This is a genomic window from Streptomyces uncialis (assembly GCF_036250755.1).
Classification (GTDB): Bacteria; Actinomycetota; Actinomycetes; order Streptomycetales; family Streptomycetaceae; genus Streptomyces; species Streptomyces uncialis.
The window spans coordinates 3355190-3376587 of record NZ_CP109583.1 but is presented as its reverse complement, the minus strand read 5'-3'; the positions used below and the strand labels follow the sequence as shown (position 1 = coordinate 3376587).

17 protein-coding genes are annotated in these 21398 nt (G+C 69.1%); 16 read left to right on the top strand and 1 reads right to left on the bottom strand.

Features of this window, described 5'->3' with window-relative positions; all coding sequences use genetic code 11:
- Positions 1-159 precede the first annotated feature (159 nt).
- The 13 genes from typA to OG711_RS13660 all read left to right on the top strand — a co-directional run bounded on the left by typA (position 160) and on the right by OG711_RS13660 (position 17039).
- Positions 160-2058, top strand: a complete 1899-nt coding sequence (gene typA / locus OG711_RS13720) for a translational GTPase TypA (protein ID WP_073784581.1) — start codon at positions 160-162, stop codon at positions 2056-2058.
- Between the two features lie 832 nt (positions 2059-2890).
- A complete protein-coding gene (locus OG711_RS13715; protein WP_329559355.1) occupies positions 2891-4519 on the top strand; it encodes a peptide ABC transporter substrate-binding protein in 1629 nt (542 codons plus the stop codon).
- A 151-nt stretch (positions 4520-4670) separates the two neighbouring features.
- A complete protein-coding gene (locus tag OG711_RS13710; RefSeq protein ID WP_073784586.1) occupies positions 4671-5603 on the top strand; it encodes an ABC transporter permease in 933 nt (310 codons plus the stop codon).
- A complete protein-coding gene (locus OG711_RS13705; RefSeq protein WP_329559354.1) occupies positions 5596-6540 on the top strand; it encodes an ABC transporter permease in 945 nt (314 codons plus the stop codon). The genes OG711_RS13710 and OG711_RS13705 overlap by 8 nt, the downstream gene beginning before the upstream one ends.
- An 11-nt stretch (positions 6541-6551) precedes the next feature.
- Entirely contained in the window at positions 6552-7610 is a 1059-nt protein-coding gene (locus OG711_RS13700; RefSeq protein WP_329559353.1) for an ABC transporter ATP-binding protein, read from the top strand.
- Positions 7603-8766: an ABC transporter ATP-binding protein gene (locus OG711_RS13695; RefSeq protein ID WP_073784590.1), complete on the top strand. Its 1164-nt coding sequence runs from the start codon at positions 7603-7605 to the stop codon at positions 8764-8766. The genes OG711_RS13700 and OG711_RS13695 overlap by 8 nt, the downstream gene beginning before the upstream one ends.
- Positions 8767-9350: 584 nt before the next feature.
- Positions 9351-9884 (top strand): SigE family RNA polymerase sigma factor, encoded by a 534-nt coding sequence (locus tag OG711_RS13690; protein WP_073784592.1) that lies wholly within the window; start codon positions 9351-9353, stop codon positions 9882-9884.
- The gene (locus tag OG711_RS13685) at positions 9881-10579 is read left to right on the top strand and encodes a hypothetical protein (protein ID WP_329559352.1); all 699 of its coding nucleotides are present in this window, start codon (positions 9881-9883) and stop codon (positions 10577-10579) included. Before OG711_RS13690 ends, OG711_RS13685 begins: the two co-directional genes overlap by 4 nt.
- A 574-nt stretch (positions 10580-11153) precedes the next feature.
- Positions 11154-12800, top strand: a complete 1647-nt coding sequence (locus tag OG711_RS13680) for a peptide ABC transporter substrate-binding protein (protein WP_329559351.1) — start codon at positions 11154-11156, stop codon at positions 12798-12800.
- A gap of 99 nt (positions 12801-12899) precedes the next feature.
- Positions 12900-13823, top strand: a complete 924-nt coding sequence (locus OG711_RS13675; RefSeq protein ID WP_073784598.1) for an ABC transporter permease — start codon at positions 12900-12902, stop codon at positions 13821-13823.
- Positions 13816-14793, top strand: coding sequence for an ABC transporter permease (locus OG711_RS13670; protein WP_073784600.1), 978 nt, complete (start codon positions 13816-13818; stop codon positions 14791-14793). Before OG711_RS13675 ends, OG711_RS13670 begins: the two co-directional genes overlap by 8 nt.
- 13 nt (positions 14794-14806) lie before the next feature.
- Positions 14807-15781, top strand: a complete 975-nt coding sequence (locus tag OG711_RS13665) for an ABC transporter ATP-binding protein (RefSeq protein WP_073784602.1) — start codon at positions 14807-14809, stop codon at positions 15779-15781.
- A gap of 19 nt (positions 15782-15800) precedes the next feature.
- Positions 15801-17039: an ABC transporter ATP-binding protein gene (locus OG711_RS13660; RefSeq protein WP_329563794.1), complete on the top strand. Its 1239-nt coding sequence runs from the start codon at positions 15801-15803 to the stop codon at positions 17037-17039.
- A gap of 209 nt (positions 17040-17248) precedes the next feature.
- Here OG711_RS13660 and OG711_RS13655 read toward each other — a convergent pair whose 3' ends face one another.
- Positions 17249-19390: a S9 family peptidase gene (locus tag OG711_RS13655; RefSeq protein ID WP_329559350.1), complete on the bottom strand. Its 2142-nt coding sequence runs from the start codon at positions 19388-19390 to the stop codon at positions 17249-17251.
- 165 nt (positions 19391-19555) lie between these two features.
- Here OG711_RS13655 and OG711_RS13650 point away from each other — a divergent pair, with 165 nt between their 5' ends.
- From OG711_RS13650 to OG711_RS13640, 3 genes are all read left to right on the top strand, one after another.
- Positions 19556-19750 (top strand): hypothetical protein, encoded by a 195-nt coding sequence (locus OG711_RS13650; RefSeq protein WP_073784606.1) that lies wholly within the window; start codon positions 19556-19558, stop codon positions 19748-19750.
- A gap of 147 nt (positions 19751-19897) precedes the next feature.
- Positions 19898-20875: an N-acetyl-1-D-myo-inositol-2-amino-2-deoxy-alpha-D-glucopyranoside deacetylase gene (mshB, locus tag OG711_RS13645; RefSeq protein WP_329559349.1), complete on the top strand. Its 978-nt coding sequence runs from the start codon at positions 19898-19900 to the stop codon at positions 20873-20875.
- The gene (locus OG711_RS13640) at positions 20872-21312 is read left to right on the top strand and encodes a DUF6113 family protein (protein WP_245876630.1); all 441 of its coding nucleotides are present in this window, start codon (positions 20872-20874) and stop codon (positions 21310-21312) included. The genes mshB and OG711_RS13640 overlap by 4 nt, the downstream gene beginning before the upstream one ends.
- The last annotated feature ends 86 nt before the right edge of the window (positions 21313-21398 follow it).

Genomic DNA, 21398 nt, shown 5'->3' with positions numbered 1-21398 from the left:
CCCGCGGGCTGCGTGGCCGCCGTCCCCCACGACCCGCGGAGGCCACCCCCCGCGGGGCCCCGTACGATGGGGTGAGGCCGTGGCGTGTCCAGCCCGGCATGGCGCCGTACAGCAGTCGTACGAGCAGCCGTCCACTCACCCCGGGAGAAGCGCCGCAATATGGCCACGCGCCACGACATCCGCAACGTCGCCATCGTCGCCCACGTCGACCACGGCAAGACCACACTCGTCGACGCCATGCTCAAGCAGGCGGGAGCTTTCGCCGCGCACCAGCATGTCGACGACCGGGTCATGGACTCGAACGACCTGGAGCGTGAGAAGGGGATCACGATCCTCGCCAAGAACACGGCCGTGAAGTACCACCCCAAGGCCGGTGGCGACCCGATCACCATCAACATCATCGACACCCCCGGCCACGCCGACTTCGGCGGTGAGGTCGAGCGCGGTCTGTCGATGGTCGACGGCGTCGTCCTGCTGGTGGACGCGTCGGAGGGCCCCCTCCCGCAGACCCGGTTCGTGCTGCGCAAGGCGCTGACCGCGAAGCTCCCCGTGATCCTCTGCATCAACAAGACGGACCGCCCGGACTCCCGTATCGACGAGGTCGTCAACGAGACGTACGACCTCTTCCTGGACCTCGACGCCGACGAGGACCAGATCGAGTTCCCGATCGTCTACGCCTGCGCGCGGGACGGCATCGCCTCGCTGACCAAGCCGGAGAACGGCACGGTCCCGCCGGACAGCACCAGCCTGGAGCCGTTCTTCTCCACGATCCTGGACACCATCCCGGCCCCCTCGTACGACGAGCAGGCCCCGCTCCAGGCGCATGTCACCAACCTGGACGCCGACAACTTCCTCGGCCGTATCGCGCTGCTCCGGGTCGAGCAGGGCGAGCTGCGCAAGGGCCAGACCGTCGCGTGGATCAAGCGTGACGGCACCGTGTCGAACGTCCGGATCAGCGAGCTGCTGATGACGGAGGCGCTGACCCGCAAGCCCGCCGAGGTCGCCGGTCCCGGCGACATCTGCGCCGTCGCCGGTATCCCCGACATCATGATCGGCGAGACCCTCGCGGACCCCGAGAACCCGGTGGCGCTGCCGCTGATCACGGTGGACGAGCCCGCGATCTCGATGACCATCGGTACCAACAACTCGCCGCTGGTCGGCCGGGGCGCGACCGGCAAGGGCGCGTCGACCGCCGTGGTCAAGGACCGCAAGGTCACCGCGCGGCTGGTCAAGGACCGCCTGGAGCGCGAGCTGGTCGGTAACGTCAGCCTGCGCGTCCTGCCCACCGAGCGTCCCGACACCTGGGAGGTCCAGGGCCGCGGCGAGCTGGCGCTGGCGATCCTGGTGGAGACCATGCGCCGGGAAGGCTTCGAGCTGACCATCGGCAAGCCGCAGGTCGTCACCAAGGAGGTCGACGGCAAGGTCCACGAGCCGATCGAGCGGATCACGATCGACGTGCCCGAGGAGCACATGGGCGCGGTCACGCAGCTCATGGGCACCCGCAAGGGCCGGATGGACAACATGTCGAACCACGGCTCCGGCTGGGTGCGCATGGAGTTCATCGTCCCGTCCCGCGGTCTGATCGGCTTCCGTACGGAGTTCCTGACCGGGACGCGCGGTACGGGTATCGCGCACTCCATCCACGAGGGCCACGAGCCGTGGTTCGGCGAGCTGAAGACCCGGAACAACGGCTCCCTGGTGGCGGACCGCGCCGGCGCGGTCACCGCGTTCGCGATGACCAACCTCCAGGAGCGCGGTGTCCTCTTCATCGAGCCCGGTACGGAGGTGTACGAGGGCATGATCGTCGGGGAGAACTCCCGGATGGACGACATGGACGTGAACATCACCAAGGAGAAGAAGCTCACGAACATGCGGTCGTCCAACGCGGACGTCTCCGAGTCGATCGTGCCGCCGCGCAAGCTGTCGCTTGAGCAGTCCCTGGAGTTCTGCCGCGACGACGAGTGCGTCGAGGTGACTCCCGAGGCGGTGCGTATCCGCAAGGTGAACCTGGACGGGCGCGAGCGCGCGCGGGCCGCGAGCCGCGCCAAGCACGGCTGATCGTTTCTCCCTCGCATCGTCACGGCCCCCCGGTCCTTCGACCGGGGGGCCGTCACATGCCCGCACGACGGCACGCACGGTGACGGCGGCGGGTCTCCCGGGGCGCGCTCCGACCGCACGGCCGCCGGCGTACGCCGATCGCGCCGACGGTGACGGAGTGTGACCGGGACGGCCGCCGGGGCGATGATCAGGGCCGCTGGGCCGGGTCGCCCCGGGATGTGACAGATCCGGGACGGGTGACGGCTCGCGGCGCGGTCGTACGGAAGCCGGGTCCCGCTGACCGACGGGTCAGGAGCGGGAGGCGCAACCGGGCCGGATACGGGGCGAGTTGGACATCCGACCGGCATGACGGCGGTCGACAGGCCGTACCGGTGTGTTAGGGGAAGACCCCTGCGGGGTAGCGTTCTACGCGCGGGGACCGGGGCGCCACGTCCGCACCGCCCCCCTCCTGTTCGGGTGATTGTTGCTTATCTCACCTTACGCCCGGCTACGCAACCGCTTTTCCTCCCGATGTTGTCCGAAATGCGGACACCGTTGACCGATAGATATGTAACACGTCCGTTTCGCGGCCATCTATATCGGATCGGTTTGTCCGGATTTTGGGAGAAGTACACATCAGGTGTGATCTAACCGAGACCAAAAGAGTGTGGTCGGGCCGTAGTCCATGGCTAATAGTTGACCGCGTAGAGCTCGGGTCAATGGGTCACGCGCTGTGGGGAGCGCCGACTCACGAGCACACTTGGGTACCCGATCGTCGCCGTCAGGGGTGTCGGCGTGATCGGAAGTGCCCTCATTCGCAGTGAACCAAGTGGACTCATGAGGAGGAAAACCCATGCGCGGTGCCAAGAGCGCCAAGTGGGTCGCCATAGCAGCGGTTGTGGCGCTGGGTGCAACCGCCTGTGGCGGCGGCGAGAGCGGCGGCAAGGACAGCGGCAACAAGGGTGCGGTCGACCCGAACGCCAAGTTCTCCGTAGAGGTGGGCGAGCCGGAGAACCCGCTTCAGCCGGCCAACACCATGGAGTCCAACGGCAGCATCGTCACTCGCGCGCTGTTCTCACAGCTCGTGAACTACGACGCCAAGGGCAACATCGAGATGGTCAACGCCGAGTCGGTGGAGACCAAGGACAACAAGACCTACACGGTCAAGCTGAAGGCCGGGTGGAAGTTCCACGACGGCACCCCCGTCACCGCCGAGTCGTACGTCAAGGCGTGGAACTGGGCCGCGAACCCGAAGAACAAGCAGAAGAACAGCTTCTGGTTCTCCGACATCAAGGGTTACGCCGAGGTCTCGCCCACCAAGGGCGCCCCCAAGGCCACCGAGCTGTCCGGTCTGAAGGTCGTCGACGAGACCTCCTTCACGATCGAGCTGTCCACCCCCATCCCGTACTACGTGTACAAGCTGGGCTACGAGGTCTTCTCGCCGCTTCCCGAGTCCTTCTACGCGGACCCCGCGAAGGCGGGCCAGAAGCCCGTCGGCAACGGCCCGTACAAGTTCGTGAACTGGCAGCACAAGAAGCAGATCGAGGTGGCGCGCTACGACGCGTACACCGGTCCTGACAAGGCCAAGAACGGTGGTGTGCTCTTCAAGAACTACACCAACCTGGAGACGGCCTACGAGGACCTGAAGTCGGGCAACGTCGACGTCCTGCGTCAGATCGCCCCGAAGGACCTGCCGGTCTACAAGCAGGACCTCGGTGACCGCGCGGTCGACGGTTCGAACTCGGCGATCCAGACGATCGCTCCCGCGTTCTACACCGACCAGTTCAAGGACATCGACCCCAAGGTCGTCAAGGGCCTGTCGATGGCGATCGACCGGGAGACCATCACCAAGACGGTCCTCCAGGGCACTCGCGAGCCCGCGACCGGCTGGGTCGCCCAGGGTGTCCTCGGCTACCAGGAGAACGCCGCCGGCGACGCCGTCAAGTTCGACCCCGCGAAGGCCAAGGCCCTCATCAAGGAGGGTGGCGGCGTCCCGGGCAACAAGATCACCATCCAGTTCAACGCGGACGGCGGTCACAAGGAGTGGGTCGAGGCCGTCTGCGGCTCGATCACCAAGGCGACCGGTGTCGCGTGCACCGGTGACTCCAAGCCGGACTTCCAGGCCGACCTCCAGGCGCGCGCCGCCGAGCAGGTCAAGTCCCTGTACCGCAGTGGCTGGAACCTGGACTTCCCGATGAACGCCAACTTCATCCGGGACCTGTTCGGGACGAGCTCCGACGGCAACCAGAGCGGCTTCTCCAACAAGGAGGTCGACGCTCTGATCAAGGCCGCCGACGGCGCCAAGTCGCTGGAGGAGTCCACGAAGCTGTACCAGGAGCTGGAGAAGAAGCTTCCCGAGTACATGCCGAGCATCCCGCTCTGGTACTACAAGGTCAACGCTGGTTACTCCGAGAACGTCAGCGACGTCAAGTACAACCAGAAGGGCGACCCCGTTCTGACGGACGTCCAGGTCAAGAAGTAACCGCAAACAGCCCGTGACCCCACGGGACCGGCCCACGCGGCCGGTCCCGTCGTGGGACGGACGGGCGGCCGGGGGGCCCTTTCCCCGCGAACTCAGCAGGTTCGCGAGGAAGGGGCCTGACGGCTGCCGCTGTGACTGACATGGAGGCACGATGGGGCGTTATGTCGCACGACGACTGCTCCAGATGATCCCGGTTTTCATCGGGACGACCCTGCTGATCTTCCTCATGGTCTACGCCCTGCCCGGTGACCCCGTGCGCGGGCTCTTCGGTGACAAGGGCGGCAGCGAAGCGACGATCGCCGCGCTGAGACGTGAGTACGGCTTCGACCAGCCGATCCTCGTGCAGTACTTCAATTACATGAAGGACATGGTCCTGCACGCCGACTTCGGTACGCAGGTCGCCAGTGGGCGGCCGGTGACCGAGATCCTGGGCGAGGCGTTCCCGGTGACGGTGCGGCTCGCCGCCATCGCGTTCACCATCGAGGTGATCCTCGGTATCGGTCTCGGCGTCATCGCCGGTATGAAGGCCGGAAAGCTCGCCGACACCCTGATCCTGCTCTTCTCGCTGCTGCTGATCTCGGTCCCGGTGTTCGTCCTCGGCTTCATCTTCAAGACGGTGTTCGCCTTCCAGCTCGGCTGGCTGGAGCCGAACGTCAACGACTCCATGAACATGGGCGAACTACTGATGCCGGCCATCGTGCTGGCCGCGGTCTCCCTGGCCTATGTGGGGCGTCTGACCCGTACCTCCGTCGCGGAGAACCTGCGCGCCGACTACATCCGCACCGCCGTCGCCAAGGGCCTGCCCAAGCGCCGGGTGGTGGGTGTGCACCTGATGCGCAACTCGCTGATCCCCGTGGTCACCTTCCTCGGCACCGACATCGGCGCCCTGATGGGCGGCGCGGTCATCACCGAGGGCCTGTTCAACATCCAGGGCGTGGGCGGCACGATCTTCGACTCCATCCAGCGCCGCGAGGGCACGACCCTGGTCGGCCTGGTGACCGTCCTGGTCCTCATCTACCTCGCCGCCAGCCTGATCGTCGACCTGCTGTACGCGGTCCTGGACCCGAGGATTCGCTATGCCTGATCTGACAAAGACCGCCGCCGACGCCGCCGTGCAGGAATCCGTTCCCACGGTGGAACAGGCACCGCAGCCGAAGGCGGAGAAGGCACGCAGCCTCTGGGGCGACGCCTGGATCGATCTGCGACGCAACCCCATCTTCATCGTCTCCACGGTGATGATCGCCCTTCTGCTGGCGATCACGGCCTTCCCCGGCCTGTTCACCAGCGCCGACCCGATCGTCGGCGACCTCCAGAACAACTTCCTGAAGAAGCCCGAGCTCGGGCACTTCTTCGCACCGGAATGGCTCGGGTATGACGGTCAGGGCCGCAGCGTCTATGCCCGTGCCATCTACGGCACTCGTGCCTCCGTCATGGTCGGCATCGGCACCACCGTGCTGGTGACCCTGCTCGGCGGGATCATGGGCATGCTCGCCGGTTACTACGGCGGGATCATCGACTCGATCCTGTCGCGACTGACCGACATCTTCTTCGGTATCCCGTTCCTGCTCGGCGCGATGGTCGTCCTGAACTCGTTCACGGACCGCACCGTCCCGATCGTCATCGGCGCGCTGGCCTTCCTGGGCTGGACGCAGACCGCGCGTGTCATGCGCGGTTCGGTGATCACCATCAAGCAGGCCGACTACGTCCAGGCCGCCAAGGCGCTCGGCGCGGACACCAAGCGGATCCTCTTCCGCCACATCCTGCCGAACGCCGTCGCGCCCGTGATCGTCGTCGCCACCATCTCGCTGGGTGTCTACATCTCGGCGGAGGCCACGCTGTCCTACCTGGGCCTCGGCCTGAGCGGCGTGTCATGGGGCAACGACATCTCCACGGGCGGCAACCAGATCCGTGTGGCGCAGCACATCATGCTGTACCCGTCGATCCTGCTCAGCATCACGGTGCTGTCGTTCATCATGCTCGGTGAGGCCGTCCGCAACGCCCTTGACCCGAAGACACGCTGAGGGAGGCGTACGTGACCACCATCGAGAAGACCGCACCGGTCCCGGGTCCCCGGGACGCCGCCGAACAGGGCGGACCCCTGCTGGACGTCCGTGACCTGCACGTCGAGTTCCACACCCGTGACGGAGTGGTCAAGGCCGTCAACGGCGTCAACTACAGCGTCGACGCGGGCGAGACCCTGGCCGTGCTCGGTGAGTCCGGCTCGGGCAAGTCGGTGACCGCGCAGGCGGTCATGGGCATCCTCGACATGCCGCCGGCGAAGATCCCGCAGGGCCAGATCCTCTACCGCGGCCAGGACATGCTCACCATGTCCGGCGAGGAGCGGCGCAAGATCCGCGGCCAGAAGATCGCCATGATCTTCCAGGACGCCCTGTCCTCGCTCAACCCGGTCCTCAGCGTCGGCTACCAGCTCGGCGAGATGTTCCGGGTCCACCAGGGACTGTCCAAGAGGGCGGCCAAGGCCAAGTCCATCGAACTGATGGACCGGGTCAAGATCCCGGCCGCCTCCTCCCGGGTAAGCGACTACCCCCACCAGTTCTCGGGCGGTATGCGCCAGCGCATCATGATCGCGATGGCGCTCGCCCTGGAGCCGGACCTGATCATCGCGGACGAGCCGACCACGGCCCTCGACGTGACGGTCCAGGCCCAGGTCATGGACCTGCTCGCGGAGCTCCAGCGCGAGTACAACATGGGCCTGATCCTCATCACCCACGACCTCGGTGTCGTCGCGGACGTCGCCGACAAGATCGCGGTGATGTACGCGGGCCGGATCGTCGAGACCGCGCCGGTCCACGAGCTGTACAAGCGCCCCGCGCACCCGTACACCAAGGGCCTGCTCGAATCGATCCCGCGCCTCGATCAGAAGGGCCAGGAGCTCTTCGCGATCAAGGGCCTGCCGCCCAACCTGCTGCGGGTCCCGAGCGGCTGCGCCTTCAACCCGCGCTGTGTGATGGCGCAGGACGAGTGCCGCACCGATGTCCCCGTGCTGCACGCGGTGACCGAGCGGGACGGCTCCGCACTCCCGGGCCGCCGCTCCGCCTGCCACTTCTGGAAGGAGACGATCCATGGCTGACTCCCCGAAGCTCTCGAAGTCCGGCGAGCCGCAGGACGCCGCCGTCATGCCGAACGTCTCCGGTGTGACCGTGGTCGACGCCCACTCCGAGGCCGAGGCGGTCGCCGCGGTCGAGGCGCCGGCCGAACGCGGTGAGCCGATCCTCCAGGTCCGCGGGCTGAAGAAGCACTTCCCGCTGACCCAGGGCATCCTCTTCAAGAAGCAGATCGGCGCGGTCAAGGCCGTCGACGGTGTCGACTTCGACCTGTACCAGGGCGAGACGCTCGGCATCGTGGGTGAGTCCGGCTGCGGCAAGTCGACCGTCGCCAAGCTGCTGATGACCCTGGAGCGGGCCACCGCCGGTGAGGTCTTCTACAAGGGCCAGGACATCACCCGGCTGTCGGGGCGCGCGCTGAAGGCGGTGCGCCGCAACATCCAGATGGTGTTCCAGGACCCGTACACCTCGCTGAACCCCCGGATGACGGTCGGCGACATCATCGGTGAGCCGTACGACATCCACCCCGAGGTGGCGCCCAAGGGCGACCGGCGCCGCAAGGTGCAGGAACTCCTGGACGTGGTGGGGCTCAACCCGGAGTACATCAACCGGTACCCGCACCAGTTCTCCGGCGGTCAGCGCCAGCGCATCGGCATCGCCCGCGGCCTCGCGCTGAACCCCGAGATCATCATCTGCGACGAGCCGGTCTCCGCGCTCGACGTGTCCGTGCAGGCGCAGGTCATCAACCTGATGGCCAAGCTCCAGGACGAGTTCAACCTGTCCTACCTGTTCATCGCGCACGACCTCTCGATCGTCCGGCACATCTCGGACCGGGTCGGGGTGATGTACCTCGGCAAGATCGCCGAGATCGGTACGGACACGGAGATCTACGACCACCCGACGCATCCGTACACCCAGGCGCTGCTGTCGGCGGTGCCGGTCCCGGACCCCGAGGCCCGCGAGAACCGTGAGCGGATCATCCTCACCGGGGATGTGCCGTCACCGGCGAACCCGCCGTCCGGCTGCCGGTTCCGTACCCGCTGCTGGAAGGCGGAGGAGCGGTGTGCGGAGGAGGTGCCGTTGCTGGCGATCCCCGAGCGGTTCCAGGGGTCGGACTCGCCCGCGGCGCATGAGTCCGCGTGTCATTTCGCCGAGGAGATGGACGTGGTCCACGCGACCTGATCCCCCTCCCCGAAGCGCCCCCTCCTCCCGAGGGGGCGCTTTCGCGTTTCCCGGGGGTCGCGGGTCGCCTTCGCTCGCGCTTGCGGGTGCTGCCGCGTGCTGTCGCTGTCCGGGCGCGGGCCGGTTCTCGTCTTCGCGCAGTTCCCCGCGCCCCTTTGGGGGCGCTGCCTGTCTGGTGTTGTTCTTCGGGTGCGGCTCTGCCCTCGTCTTTTGCGCAGTTCCCCGCGCCCCTTTGGGGCGCACCCGGATTGTTCTTCGGGTCGGTGCCGGTCGGGATTCTCCGTCCTCGCTCCAACGCGCTCGGTACGACGTCCAGCGGCGGTATTGGTGGCGTCGGAGTCTGCGGGCAGAGATTCCCGCCCACCCCCTCCCGCAGCAGGGCGACTGCACGAGGAGAGGGGTGCCCCGTCAGGTTCAGGGGCGCGGGGAACTGCGCAACCTACGAGCGACCTGTGCGGGGACAAGTGGGTTCAGCACAGGGAACCTCCGGGGTGCGACGGCGGAAGTGATCTGTAACGTCCGGGGTCCCCCAAGCGTGCTTATGGCAGGAAGGACGGACCGACCCAGGTCAGAACGGGGGGACGATGGCGACGATCACCACCGCGTCGGAGGATTTCGACGCGTTCTACAGCGCCACCGCCAAGCGCCTGGTCGCGACGGTGTACGCGACGACAGGCGATCTTGCGGAGGCGGAGGACGCGGTACAGGAAGCGTTCGTGAGGGCATGGCAGCGCTGGCCCAAACTCACTCGGGAGGGTGACCCCCTCCCCTGGGTGCGCCGCGTGGCCCTGCGCCTCGCGATCAGCACCTGGCGCCGGACGAAGGGCAGGATGCGCGCCCACTTCCGGCACGGCCCGCAGCGGGACGTACCGGAGCTGTCCGCGGACCGGGTCGCACTGATGGCGGCCTTGCGGCAGCTGACCCCGGACCAGCGCCAGGTGGTGGTCCTGCACCATCTGCTGGACCTGCCGGTGGAGCAGGTCGCCCGGGAGACGGGCGCGTCGAACGGCGCGGTGCGGACCCGGCTGAGCCGGGCCCGCAAGGTGCTCGGCGAGCGCCTCACGGAGAACGACAAAGCATTTCGCGGCGAACTGAGTGGCAAAGGGGCGATCCGATGAACGAGGTCGAGGAACTGCTGGACGACACGGTGACGCTGATGCCGAGCGGGGCCGAGCTGAGGGCGCGGGCCGCCCGCCGCCGGGGGCGCCGCCTGGCGGGCGCCGGAGCGGCGGTGGCGGTGGCCGCCGGGGTCATCGCCTGGTCCGTCGTACCGGAGAGCGGCCCCGGAGAGTCCCGTCCGGCGAGCTCGCCCAGCGTGATATCGACGGACGGCCGGCCTTCGACCCCGTACCGCGTGGACGACGACGTCATGCTGCTGGAGCCGGATGTCCTGCCGGACGCCGACCGCGCCCAGTGGAAGACCCGTGCGGGGATCTGGACATCGCCGGATAACATCACGGAGCTGTCCCTCGATCTGAGGTGCCGGGGCGCGGACAGCGGCCCGGGCATCGACCGCGGCAACCACGGGTACAGCTCGGAGCACGTGGGCAAGGGCGGCGCCACCGCCATGCAGCGGTACGCGGAGTTCGAGGACCCGGCTGACGCCAGGGCGGACTTCACCAGAATCCAGAAGGCCCTGACGGCCTGTGGCCTGACGAAGGCGGGCTCGGGTGAGGCGGCGGGCTACAAGGGCCGGTCCGCGTCCGACAGCTACACAGGCGTGGACGCCAAGGGCCGCAAGGTGAACGTCATGCTCGAACACGCCACCAACTGGATCTACCTCGCAGAAACCCGCCCCCCCACCCCCAAGTGACCAGCGGACAGACCCGAAGCCGACGATCGCCCCGAAGCGGGCACCCCAATGGAGCGCGGGGAACCGCGCGCAAGCGAGAACCGTCCCGCACCCGAAGAACCACGGGCCGGGGCACCTCCCAGGGGCGCGGGGAACTGCGCAAAAGACGAGGGCGGACCCGCAGCCGACGAACAACGGACTGGGGCACCTCCCAGGGGCGCGGGGAACTGCGCACCCACCGAGCGACGGCACAGGGACGAGTACGTCCAGCACAGGAAACCCAGGGGCGCGGGGAACCGCGCAAAGGACGAGGGCGGACCCGCAGCCGACGAACAACGGACCGGGGCACCTCCCAGGGGCGCGGGGAACTGCGCACCCACCGAGCGACGGCACAGGGACAAGTGCGCCCAGCACAGGAAACCCCGGGGGCGCGAGCAAAGGCGACCCGCACAGGGACAAGCGCGTCCAGCACAGGAAACCCCGGGGGCGCGAGCGAAGGCGACATGCACCCACCCGGGTGGGCTGAATATGCGCAATGCGGAGAGTGAGGCGATATTTGGGCCTAAGTGAAGAGAGCGAACCGAGGAGGCACCGCATGCGTGGAGTCACGCGCGCTACCCGCGCCGCCAGGGCCACCGCGGCCACCGCCGTGGCCCTCGCGGCGACGGCGACGGCCTGCGGGGGCGGCGGCAGCAGTGGCGGCGGCGGCGACGGCTCCGGGGTCGTGAGTTCCTCCTGGGGGGACCCGCAGAACCCGTTGGAACCCGCCAACACCAACGAAGTGCAGGGCGGCAAGGTCCTCGACATGATCTTCCGCGGCCTCAAGCGCTACAACGCCGGCACGGGCGCCGCCGAGGACATGCTCGCGGAGAAGATCGAGACGTCGGACTCGCAGAACTTCAAGATCACGGTGAAGGGCGGCTGGAAGTTCAGCAACGGCGAGGCGGTCACCGCGCACTCCTTCGTCAACGCCTGGAACTACGGGGCGAGCCTGAAGAACAACCAGAAGAACGCGTACTTCTTCGGGTACATCGACGGCTACGACAAGGTCCACCCGGACTCCGGCAGCCAGAGCGCCGACACCCTCTCCGGGCTGAAGGTCGAGAGCGATCTGACGTTCACGGTGAAGCTGAACCAGAAGTTCTCCACGTTCCCCGACACCCTCGGGTACGCCGCGTTCGCCCCGCTGCCGCAGACGTTCTTCGACGACCGGCAGGCGTGGCTCGCCAAGCCCGTCGGCAACGGCCCGTACGCCGTCGACTCGTACAACAGGGGCTCCCAGATGTCGCTGCGGGCCTGGGCCGACTACCCGGGCTCCGACAAGGCGCAGAACGGCGGGATCGACCTCAAGGTCTACACCGACAACAACACCGCGTACACCGATCTGATCGCCGGCAACCTCGATCTGGTCGACGACATCCCGGCGGCCCAGCTGGGGAACGTCAAGGCGGACCTCGGCGACCGCTACATCAACACCCCCGCCGGGATCATCCAGACCCTCGCCTTCCCGTTCTACGACAAGGCGTGGTCGGACGAGAAGGTCCTGAAGGTCCGCCAGGGGCTGTCCCGGGGGATCGACCGCAAGCAGATCACCGACACGATCTTCCACCAGACCCGCACCCCCGCCACCGACTGGACCTCCCCGGTGCTCGGCGAGGACGGCGGCTTCAAGGGAGGGCTGTGCGGTGACTCCTGCGACTACGACCCGGACGCGGCCAAGAAGCTGATCGACGAGGGCGGCGGTCTGCCCGGCGGACAGGTGAAGATCTCGTACAACGCCGACACCGGCTCCCACAAGGAGTGGGTGGACGCCGTCTGCAACTCCATCAACAACGCGCTCGGCAACAGCGAGGCGTGTGTCGGCAACCCGATCGGCACCTTCGCGGACTTCCGCAGCCAGATCACCCAGTCCAAGATGTCCGGCCCGTTCCGCGCGGGCTGGCAGATGGACTATCCGCTCATCCAGAACTTCCTCCAGCCGCTCTACTACACCAACGCCTCCTCCAACGACGGCAAGTGGTCCGATCCGGACTTCGACAAGCTGGTCGACCAGGCCAACGCCGAGACCGACCAGGCCAAGGCCGTGGGGCTGTTCCAGCAGGCGGAGGAGGTCGTCCGGGACAACATGGCGGCCATCCCGCTCTGGTACCAGAACGGCAGCGCGGGCTACTCGGAGCGGATCTCGAACGTCGCGCTGAACCAGTTCAGCGTGCCCGTCTACAACGAGATCAAGGTCGGCTGACGCCGACGCGGCGGCCCGTCCACCGGTCCCGGCACCCGCCTCGCGCGGGGCCGGGCCCCCGGTCCTCCCCCCGGCGAACCACGACCCCCGGAGCGGTACATGGGACGGTATGTGATCCGGCGTCTGCTCCAGATGATCCCCGTCTTCATCGGCGCGACCCTGCTGATCTTCCTGATGGTGAACGTGATGGGCGACCCCATCGCGGGTCTGTGCGGACAGCGGGCCTGCGACGCGTCGACCGCCGCCCAGCTGGAGAAGGAGTTCGGCCTCGACAAACCGGTGTGGCAGCAATACCTGACCTATATGGGCAATGTCTTCACCGGTGACTTCGGCACCGCCTTCAACGGCCAGCCGGTCACCGAGCTGATGGCGTCCGCGTTCCCGGTGACCATCCGGCTGACCCTCGTCGCGATCTTCTTCGAGATCGTCATCGGCATCACCCTCGGGGTGATCACCGGGATGCGCCGGGGCGCCCCCGTCGACACCGGGGTCCTCGTGCTCACCCTGGTCGTGATCTCGGTGCCCACCTTCGTCACCGGACTGCTGCTGCAACTGCTCCTCGGCGTCGAGTGGGGCTGGATCCGGCCGTCCGTCTCACCGGGCGCCCCGCTGGACGAGCTGATCGTGCCCGGTCTCGTCCTCGCCTCGGTCTCCCTCGCGTACGTCACCCGGCTGACCCGGACCTCCATCGCGGAGAACCGGCGCGCCGACTACGTCCGTACCGCCGTCGCCAAGGGGCTGCCCCGGCGCCGCGTCGTCGGCCGGCATCTGCTGCGCAACTCGCTCATCCCGGTGATCACCTTCATCGGCACCGACATCGGGGCACTGATGGGCGGCGCCATCGTCACCGAGCGCATCTTCAACATCCACGGCGTCGGCTACCAGCTCTACCAGGGCATCCTCCGGCAGAACACCCAGACCGTCGTCGGCTTCGTGACCGTGCTGGTGCTGGTCTTCCTGGTGGCGAACCTGCTCGTCGACCTGCTCTACGCCGTACTCGACCCGAGGATCCGCTATGCCTGAGCAACTGCCCGACGACGGCGCGATCGCCTCGACCGGCGCGGGCGGGGCCATGGATCTCGCCACCGCCGAGGGCGCGAGCCTGGAGCGCGTCCCCGGCGGGCCCGAGGGCACCGGACCCGAGCACAAGGCACGCTCCCTGTGGTCCGACGCCTGGCACGATCTGCGCCGCAACCCGGTCTTCCTGCTCTCCGCCTTCGTCATCCTCTTCCTGGTCTTCATCTCCCTGTGGCCCGGCGCCATCACCACCGGCAGCCCCCTCGACTGCAATCTCGCCGACGCCCAGAAGGGCTCCGAACCCGGTCACCCCTTCGGCTTCAACGGTCAGGGCTGCGATGTGTACACCCGTACCGTGTACGGGGCCCGGACCTCCGTCACCGTCGGTGTCTGCGCCACGCTCGGGGTCGCGTTGCTCGGCTCCCTCTTCGGCGGGCTCGCCGGATTCTTCGGCGGCACCTGGGACGCGCTGCTGTCCCGGCTCACCGATGTGTTCTTCGCGATCCCCGTCGTCCTCGGCGGACTCGTCCTGCTGTCGGTGGTCACCAGCAACACCGTCTGGCCCGTCATCGGCTTCATGATCCTGCTCGGCTGGCCCCAGATCTCCCGGATCGCCCGCGGCTCGGTCATCACCGCCAAACAGAACGACTACGTCCAGGCCGCCCGCGCGCTCGGCGCGTCCAGCTCCCGCATGCTGCTGCGCCACATCACACCCAACGCCGTCGCCCCGGTCATCGTCGTCGCGACCATCGCCCTCGGTACGTACATCTCGCTGGAGGCCACGCTGTCCTACCTCGGCGTCGGTCTGAAACCGCCGACCGTCTCCTGGGGCATCGACATCTCCTCGGCGTCCCCCTACATCCGCAACGCCCCGCACGCGCTGCTGTGGCCCGCCGGAGCGCTGGCCGTCACCGTGCTCGCGTTCATCATGCTCGGCGACGCCGTACGCGACGCCCTCGACCCCAAGCTGCGCTGAGGAGGCGGCCGAGATGCTGCTCGACGTACGCGAACTACAGGTGGAGTTCCGGACCAGGGACGGTGTCGCCAAGGCCGTCAACGGCGTGTCGTACTCCCTCGACGCCGGGGAGACCCTGGCCGTGCTCGGCGAGTCCGGTTCCGGCAAGTCGGTGACCGCGCAGGCGATCATGGGCATCCTCGACATCCCGCCCGGCCGGATCACCGGCGGCGAGATCCTCTTCAAGGGCCGCGATCTGCTCACCCTCAAGGAGGACGCCCGGCGGAAGGTCCGGGGCGCCGAGATGGCGATGATCTTCCAGGACGCCCTGTCCTCCCTGAACCCCGTCCTCACCGTCGGCGACCAGCTCGGCGAGATGTTCCGCGTCCACCGGGGCGCGTCCCGCAAGGCCGCCCGCGCCCAGGCCGTCGAGCTGATGGAACGGGTACGCATCCCCGCCGCCGCCGAACGCGTCGGCCAGTACCCGCACCAGTTCTCCGGCGGTATGCGCCAGCGCATCATGATCGCGATGGCGCTCGCCCTGGAACCGGACCTGATCATCGCGGACGAACCCACCACCGCCCTGGACGTCACCGTCCAGGCCCAGGTCATGGAACTGCTCGCGGACCTCCAGCGGGAACTGAACATGGGCCTGATCCTCATCACCCATGACCTCGGTGTCGTCGCGGACGTCGCCGACCGGATCGCGGTGATGTACGCGGGCCGGATCGTGGAGACCGCCCCCGTCCACGACATCTACAAGGCGCCCGCCCACCCCTACACCAAGGGCCTGCTCGAATCGATCCCGCGCCTCGACCAGAAGGGCCAGGAGCTCTTCGCCATCAAGGGCCTGCCGCCGAACCTCATGCACATCCCGTCGGGCTGCGCCTTCCATCCCCGCTGCCCGATGGCCCAGGACATCTGCCGCACCGACGAGCCCCCGCTCGCCGAGGTCTCCGCCGAACGCCGCAGCGCGTGCCATTTCTGGAGGGAGACGCTCCGTGGCTGACCCCACCGCCCCGCCCGGTCTGCCCGTCGACGAACGGCTGGACGCGCCCGTCGCCCCCGGCGAGCCGATCCTGGAGGTCCGCGGGCTGGTCAAGCACTATCCGCTGACCCAGGGCATCCTCTTCAAGAAGCAGGTCGGCGCGGTCAAGGCCGTCGACGGTGTCGACTTCGATCTGCACCAGGGCGAGACGCTGGGGATCGTGGGGGAGTCCGGCTGCGGCAAGTCGACCGTCGCGAAGATGCTCGTCCATCTGGAACGCCCCACGGCCGGAGTGATCAAGTACAAGGGCGAGGACATCACCCGCTTGTCGGGGCGCGCGCTGAAGGCGGTGCGCCGCAACATCCAGATGGTGTTCCAGGACCCGTACACCTCGCTGAACCCCCGGATGACCGTCGGGGACATCATCGGTGAGCCGTACGACATCCACCCCGAGGTGGCCCCGAAGGGCGACCGGCGCCGCAAGGTACGGGAACTGCTCGATGTGGTGGGGCTCAACCCGGAGTACATCAACCGCTACCCGCACCAGTTCTCCGGCGGTCAGCGCCAGCGCATCGGTATCGCCCGCGGCCTCGCGCTGCGACCGGAGATCATCGTCGCCGACGAACCGGTCTCCGCGCTCGACGTGTCCGTGCAGGCGCAGGTCATCAATCTGATGGCGCGGCTCCAGGACGAGTTCGACCTCTCGTACCTCTTCATCGCGCACGATCTGTCGATCGTCCGGCACATCTCCGACCGGGTCGGGGTGATGTACCTGGGCCGCATCGTGGAACTCGGCACCGATCTGGAGATCTACGACCACCCGACGCATCCGTACACCCAGGCACTGCTGTCCGCGGTGCCGGTCCCCGACCCCGAGGCGCGCGAGCACCGCGAGCGCGTCATCCTCACCGGGGACGTGCCCTCACCGGCGAACCCGCCGTCCGGCTGCCGCTTCCGCACCCGCTGCTGGAAGGCCCAGGAGCGCTGTGCGCTGGAGGTGCCGCTGCTCGCGGTCCCCGCCGAGTTCCGCTACGCCGGGGGACTGGCGGCGCACGCGTCGGCCTGCCACTTCGCGGAGGAGAAGCGGGTGGTCCCCCCGGACCCGGACAGCGACCCGGCATCCGACCCGGCATCCGGCCCCCCGGACGGCCCTCCGCCGGACACCCCTCCGGACGGCCCCCCGGACAGCCCCCCGGACGGCGCGCCCCCCGACGGCCCCCCGGACGGCGCACCTCCTGACCGCACACCCCCCGACGGCCCCCGGCCGCCCCATGTCTGACCCGAGCCGACCGCCCGTCGTCCGCCGTCCGCCGCGTCACCCGTACGAGAACCCCGTTAACGCCCCGGCAATCCGCTCGCCACGGCGTCGATATACGGACCCGTCAGGCTGACGCACGCACGGCCGTGCGGGTGCCGTGGACCGGCCGGGGCGCGCCATGTCGCCCCGGCCGGTGATCCGTTCACGGCCCGTACCGCCGGACGGTCCGGCTAGTCCAGACCGAGCGACCGGCGCAGGAAGTCCACCTGGAGCAGCAGCAGGTTTTCGGCCACCTCTTCCTGTGCGGCCATATGGGTGACCCCGGACAGCGGCAGCACCTCGTGCGGCCGGCCTGCGGCGAGCAGCGCCGACGACAGCCGCAGACTGTGCCCGAAGACGACGTTGTCGTCGGCCAGTCCGTGCACGATCATCAGCGGCCGGTGCTGCCCGGCGGGCGCGGCCAGGCCGTCGTCGGTGACCAGGGAGTTCGCCGCGTACACGGCCGGGTGCTCGGCGGGGTCCCCGAGATACCGCTCGGTGTAGTGGGTGTCGTACAGCCGCCAGTCCGTGACGGGGGCGCCGGCGACCGCCGCGTGGAACACATCCGGCCGCCGCAGCACGGCGAGCGCCGCGAGATAGCCGCCGTACGACCAGCCCCGGATCGCCACCCGGGACAGGTCCAGCGGGAAACGTCCGGCGAGCCCCTGCAAGGCGTCGATCTGGTCGTCCAGGGTGACCGTCAGGTCCTGGTGGATCGCCTTCTCCCAGCCGGGGGAGCGGTGCGGGGTGCCGCGTCCGTCGGCGACGACGACGGCGAAGCCCTGGTCCGCGTACCACTGGGAGGTCAGATAGGCGTTGTGCGCCGCGTGCACCCGGGCGGCGTGCGGGCCGCCGTACGGGTCGAGCAGGACGGGCAGCGGCGCACCGTCCACGGGGTGGCCGGAGGGGAGCAGGACGGCGCACGGAATCCGGCGTGTGCCCCCCTCCGTGAGCGTCACGCGCGGGGTGAGATCCGGCCGTTCGGCGTACGACGTCACCTCCGCCACGGGCTTGTCGTCCCGCCACACCCGTGTCCGTGCGCCGGGGGTGTGCGGCACCGCCGAGATCAGTACGGTCACCTCGCCGGTGCGGGTCGCCCCGTGCACCCCCGGCTCCTGCGAGAGGCGCTCCACGCCCAGCTCGCCGACCCGGTACACATGGACCTCGCCGGTCTCCGGGTCGGCCGCCTCGGCGCCCGCGGAGGCCGACACCAGGACATCGTCGGCGGACACGTCGAGCACGGCGCGTACGTGCAACTGCGCTCCGGTCAGCGGCCGGTCGCCCACCGCCAGGACCCGGGCGCCGCCCTCGTCGGTGATCCGCACCAGCCGTCCGTCCGGTGTCCAGCACGGGACGCCGGGGAAAAGATCCAGCCAGGGCTCCGCGTCCTCCGCGTGCACCATCCGGGTCGAACCGCTGTCCGGGTCCACCGCGAGGTACACCTGCGACCGCTGGTCCCTCGCCTGGACGAGCAGCAGCGGGGGACCGGCCGCCGACCAGTGCACCCGCGCCAGGTACGGATAGCGCTCTCGGTCGTGGACCACCTCGGTGCGGGAGCCGTCGAGCCCCAGCGCGAACAGCCGCACCTCGGCGTTCGGGGAGCCCGCCAGGGGATAGGCGATCTGCTCCGGCGCGCGGTCGGGGTGCGCCGGGTCGGTGATCCACCACCGGCGCACCGGGGCGTCGTCGGCGCGGGCCACCAGCAGCCGGTCGGAGCCGGGCGACCACCAGAAGCCGCGGGAGCGCTCCATCTCCTCGGCGGCGATGAACTCGGCGAGCCCGTAGGTCACGGTCGCCGCCTCGGGCGCGGCCAGCGCCCTGTCGTCGGGCCCCCCGCCGGTGCCGTCGTCCGCCGCGACCCGCACCACCCGCAGGGCGCCGTCGCTCACATAGGCGACATGACGCCCGTCCGGGGACGGCCGGGGATCGATCACCGGTCCCGGTACGGCGAGTTCACGTACCGCGCCGGTACGCGGCTCCGCCACGAACAGCCGTCCGGAGAGTGTGAAAGCCGCCAACTCCGCGGCGTCGTCCGTCGCGTACCCGACGATGCCCGCGCCGCCCTCCCGCAGCCGCTCACGACGGGCCCGTTCGGCGGGGGACAGCCGCTCCGTACCGCCCGCGAGCAGCTGCGACGGGTCCGCGACGACGCGTTCGGCGCCCGTCGCCAGGTCCAGCACCCAGAGGAGATTCGCCCGATCGGTACCGGAACGCGACCGGAGAAAAATGACGCGTTCCCCATCAGGGGACACCCTGAACGTGCGGGGAGCACCCAGAGTGAAGCGCTGAGTACGGGCATACTGACGCGGGAATGACAGGGGCTCGGAAGTCATTGTCCGAGCGTAGGGCGCATGCGCCCCCCTGTGCTGCTGTGAGCCGACCTTGTGCGATCCATACGATCACGCGGAAAGTTATGATCCGTGACGCAAGGTGGGTATCAACAACCTGCTGGCGTCCGAAGTTTCGAACCGTGACGGTCTTTTGGGAGGTGAACCGCCGTGGCACTCTCGATTTCGGCGGTGGTGCTGCTGGCGATCATCGTCTTCATCCTGATCAAGAAATCGGGACTGAAGGGCGGTCACGCCGTCATCTGCATGCTGCTCGGCTTCTATCTGGCGAGCTCCTCGATCGCGCCCACGATCACCGAGGTCACCTCGAACGTGGCGGGCATGATCGGCGACATCGACTTCTGACCGCCGCCCCGCCGCGCCCGCCCAGGCGCGTGGGGCCCGCCCCTGACCGGGGCGCGAGGAACAGCGCGTACCCCCCCCGGCCGCCCGCGTCCGGGGTACCGGGACGTTCTCCGGCGAAGATCCGCCTCGGAATCGTAGGCTGTCCACATGATGGAACTGCCCGCGCGGCGCCTGCTCCTCGTGCACGCGCACCCCGACGACGAGTCGATCACCAACGGGGCCACCATGGCCAAGTACGCGGCCGAAGGCGCCCGCGTGACCCTGGTCACCTGCACCCTGGGCGAGGAGGGCGAGGTCATCCCGCCCGGTCTGGGGCGGCTGACCGCCGACCGGGAGGACGTCCTGGGCGCCCACCGGGCCGGCGAGCTGGCGGCCGCCATGCAGGCCCTCGGCGTCCATGATCATCGTTATCTCGGGGGTGCCGGCCGCTATCGCGACTCCGGTATGACCGGCCTGCCCCAGAACCGCCGCGAGGGCTCCTTCTGGAGCGCCGACCTGGACGAGGCCGCCGCCCATCTGGTCGAGATCATCCGCGAGGTCCGCCCGCAGGTCCTGGTCACCTACGACCCCGACGGCGGCTACGGCCACCCCGACCACGTCAAGGCGCACCGGGTCGCCGTCCGCGCCGCCGACCTCGCGGGTGAACGCGCGTACCGCCGTGACCTCGGTGAACCGCACACCATCGAGAAGATCTACTGGAACCGCGTCCCGAGGTCGGTCGCCGAGGACGGCTTCGCCCGGCTCGACGCGGCCCTGCCCGGTCTGCCGTTCCCCCGGGCCGCCGAGGTCGGGGACGTCCCGGGGGTCGCCGCCGACGAGACGGTCACCACCGTCATCGACGGCAGCGCCTACGCGACCCGCAAGGCCGACGCGATGCGCGCCCATGTCACCCAGGTCGTGGTCGAGGGCCCCTGGTTCGCGCTCTCCAACCAGCTGGCGCAGCCGCTGTTCGCCACCGAATACTACGAGTTGGCGCGCGGCACCGCCGCGGGCGCCCCCGAGACGGATCTGTTCGCCGGGATCACCGGCGCGTCCCCCGCCCCGCCCGCCGCCCGCAACGGCCACACGGACGGGCGGCCCGCGGGCACGTCCGGCGCGCCCGGCGGCCGGAGCCAGGTCCGATGAGCGGCGACCGGCCGGGCGCCGCGGCCGGCGGCGGTCCCGCCCCGGGCGGCTTCCTGCTCCAGGGCCCGCCGCCCCCGGCCCGGATCGCCGCCTACGCGGTGCTCTTCGCCCTGGGCCTGGTGATCGGCGTGGCGGGCTCACTCGTCCAAGGCGGGCTGTTCCCGGGTGGGTTGCTGCTCGCGCTCGCCGGCACGGCCGGACTGTTCCTCGGCGGCTCGTTCCTCACCCGCACCCGCGGCGGAGCGGTCGCCCCCGCCGCCGGCTGGCTCGTCATGGTCGTCCTGCTGACCTCCAGCCGCCCGGAAGGCGACTTCCTCTTCGCCACCGGGGTCGGCTCGTACGTGTATCTTCTCGGCGGGATCGCGGTCGCTGTGATGTCCGCCACCCTCGGCGCGAGGGTGCAACCGGGTGGCGTTCCCTCCCGACTTGGGAAGTGACGTACCACTTCGCCGTAGCACGACGGCCCGGGAACGGTACGGGTTTCACCCAGTGCCGCAGTTCGCGGGCCGCCCGCGGCCAGTAT

What these genes read in the sequence shown, in the direction of transcription:
- typA (WP_073784581.1), top strand. Translation starts at nt 160, where the DNA reads ATGGCCACGCGCCACGACATCCGCAACGTCGCCATCGTCGCCCACGTC.
- OG711_RS13715 (WP_329559355.1), top strand. Translation starts at nt 2,891, where the DNA reads ATGCGCGGTGCCAAGAGCGCCAAGTGGGTCGCCATAGCAGCGGTTGTG.
- OG711_RS13710 (WP_073784586.1), top strand. Translation starts at nt 4,671, where the DNA reads ATGGGGCGTTATGTCGCACGACGACTGCTCCAGATGATCCCGGTTTTC.
- OG711_RS13705 (WP_329559354.1), top strand. Translation starts at nt 5,596, where the DNA reads ATGCCTGATCTGACAAAGACCGCCGCCGACGCCGCCGTGCAGGAATCC.
- OG711_RS13695 (WP_073784590.1), top strand. Translation starts at nt 7,603, where the DNA reads ATGGCTGACTCCCCGAAGCTCTCGAAGTCCGGCGAGCCGCAGGACGCC.
- OG711_RS13690 (WP_073784592.1), top strand. Translation starts at nt 9,351, where the DNA reads ATGGCGACGATCACCACCGCGTCGGAGGATTTCGACGCGTTCTACAGC.
- OG711_RS13685 (WP_329559352.1), top strand. Translation starts at nt 9,881, where the DNA reads ATGAACGAGGTCGAGGAACTGCTGGACGACACGGTGACGCTGATGCCG.
- OG711_RS13680 (WP_329559351.1), top strand. Translation starts at nt 11,154, where the DNA reads ATGCGTGGAGTCACGCGCGCTACCCGCGCCGCCAGGGCCACCGCGGCC.
- OG711_RS13675 (WP_073784598.1), top strand. Translation starts at nt 12,900, where the DNA reads ATGGGACGGTATGTGATCCGGCGTCTGCTCCAGATGATCCCCGTCTTC.
- OG711_RS13670 (WP_073784600.1), top strand. Translation starts at nt 13,816, where the DNA reads ATGCCTGAGCAACTGCCCGACGACGGCGCGATCGCCTCGACCGGCGCG.
- OG711_RS13665 (WP_073784602.1), top strand. Translation starts at nt 14,807, where the DNA reads ATGCTGCTCGACGTACGCGAACTACAGGTGGAGTTCCGGACCAGGGAC.
- OG711_RS13655 (WP_329559350.1), bottom strand. Translation starts at nt 19,390, where the DNA reads ATGACTTCCGAGCCCCTGTCATTCCCGCGTCAGTATGCCCGTACTCAG.
- mshB (WP_329559349.1), top strand. Translation starts at nt 19,898, where the DNA reads ATGATGGAACTGCCCGCGCGGCGCCTGCTCCTCGTGCACGCGCACCCC.
- OG711_RS13640 (WP_245876630.1), top strand. Translation starts at nt 20,872, where the DNA reads ATGAGCGGCGACCGGCCGGGCGCCGCGGCCGGCGGCGGTCCCGCCCCG.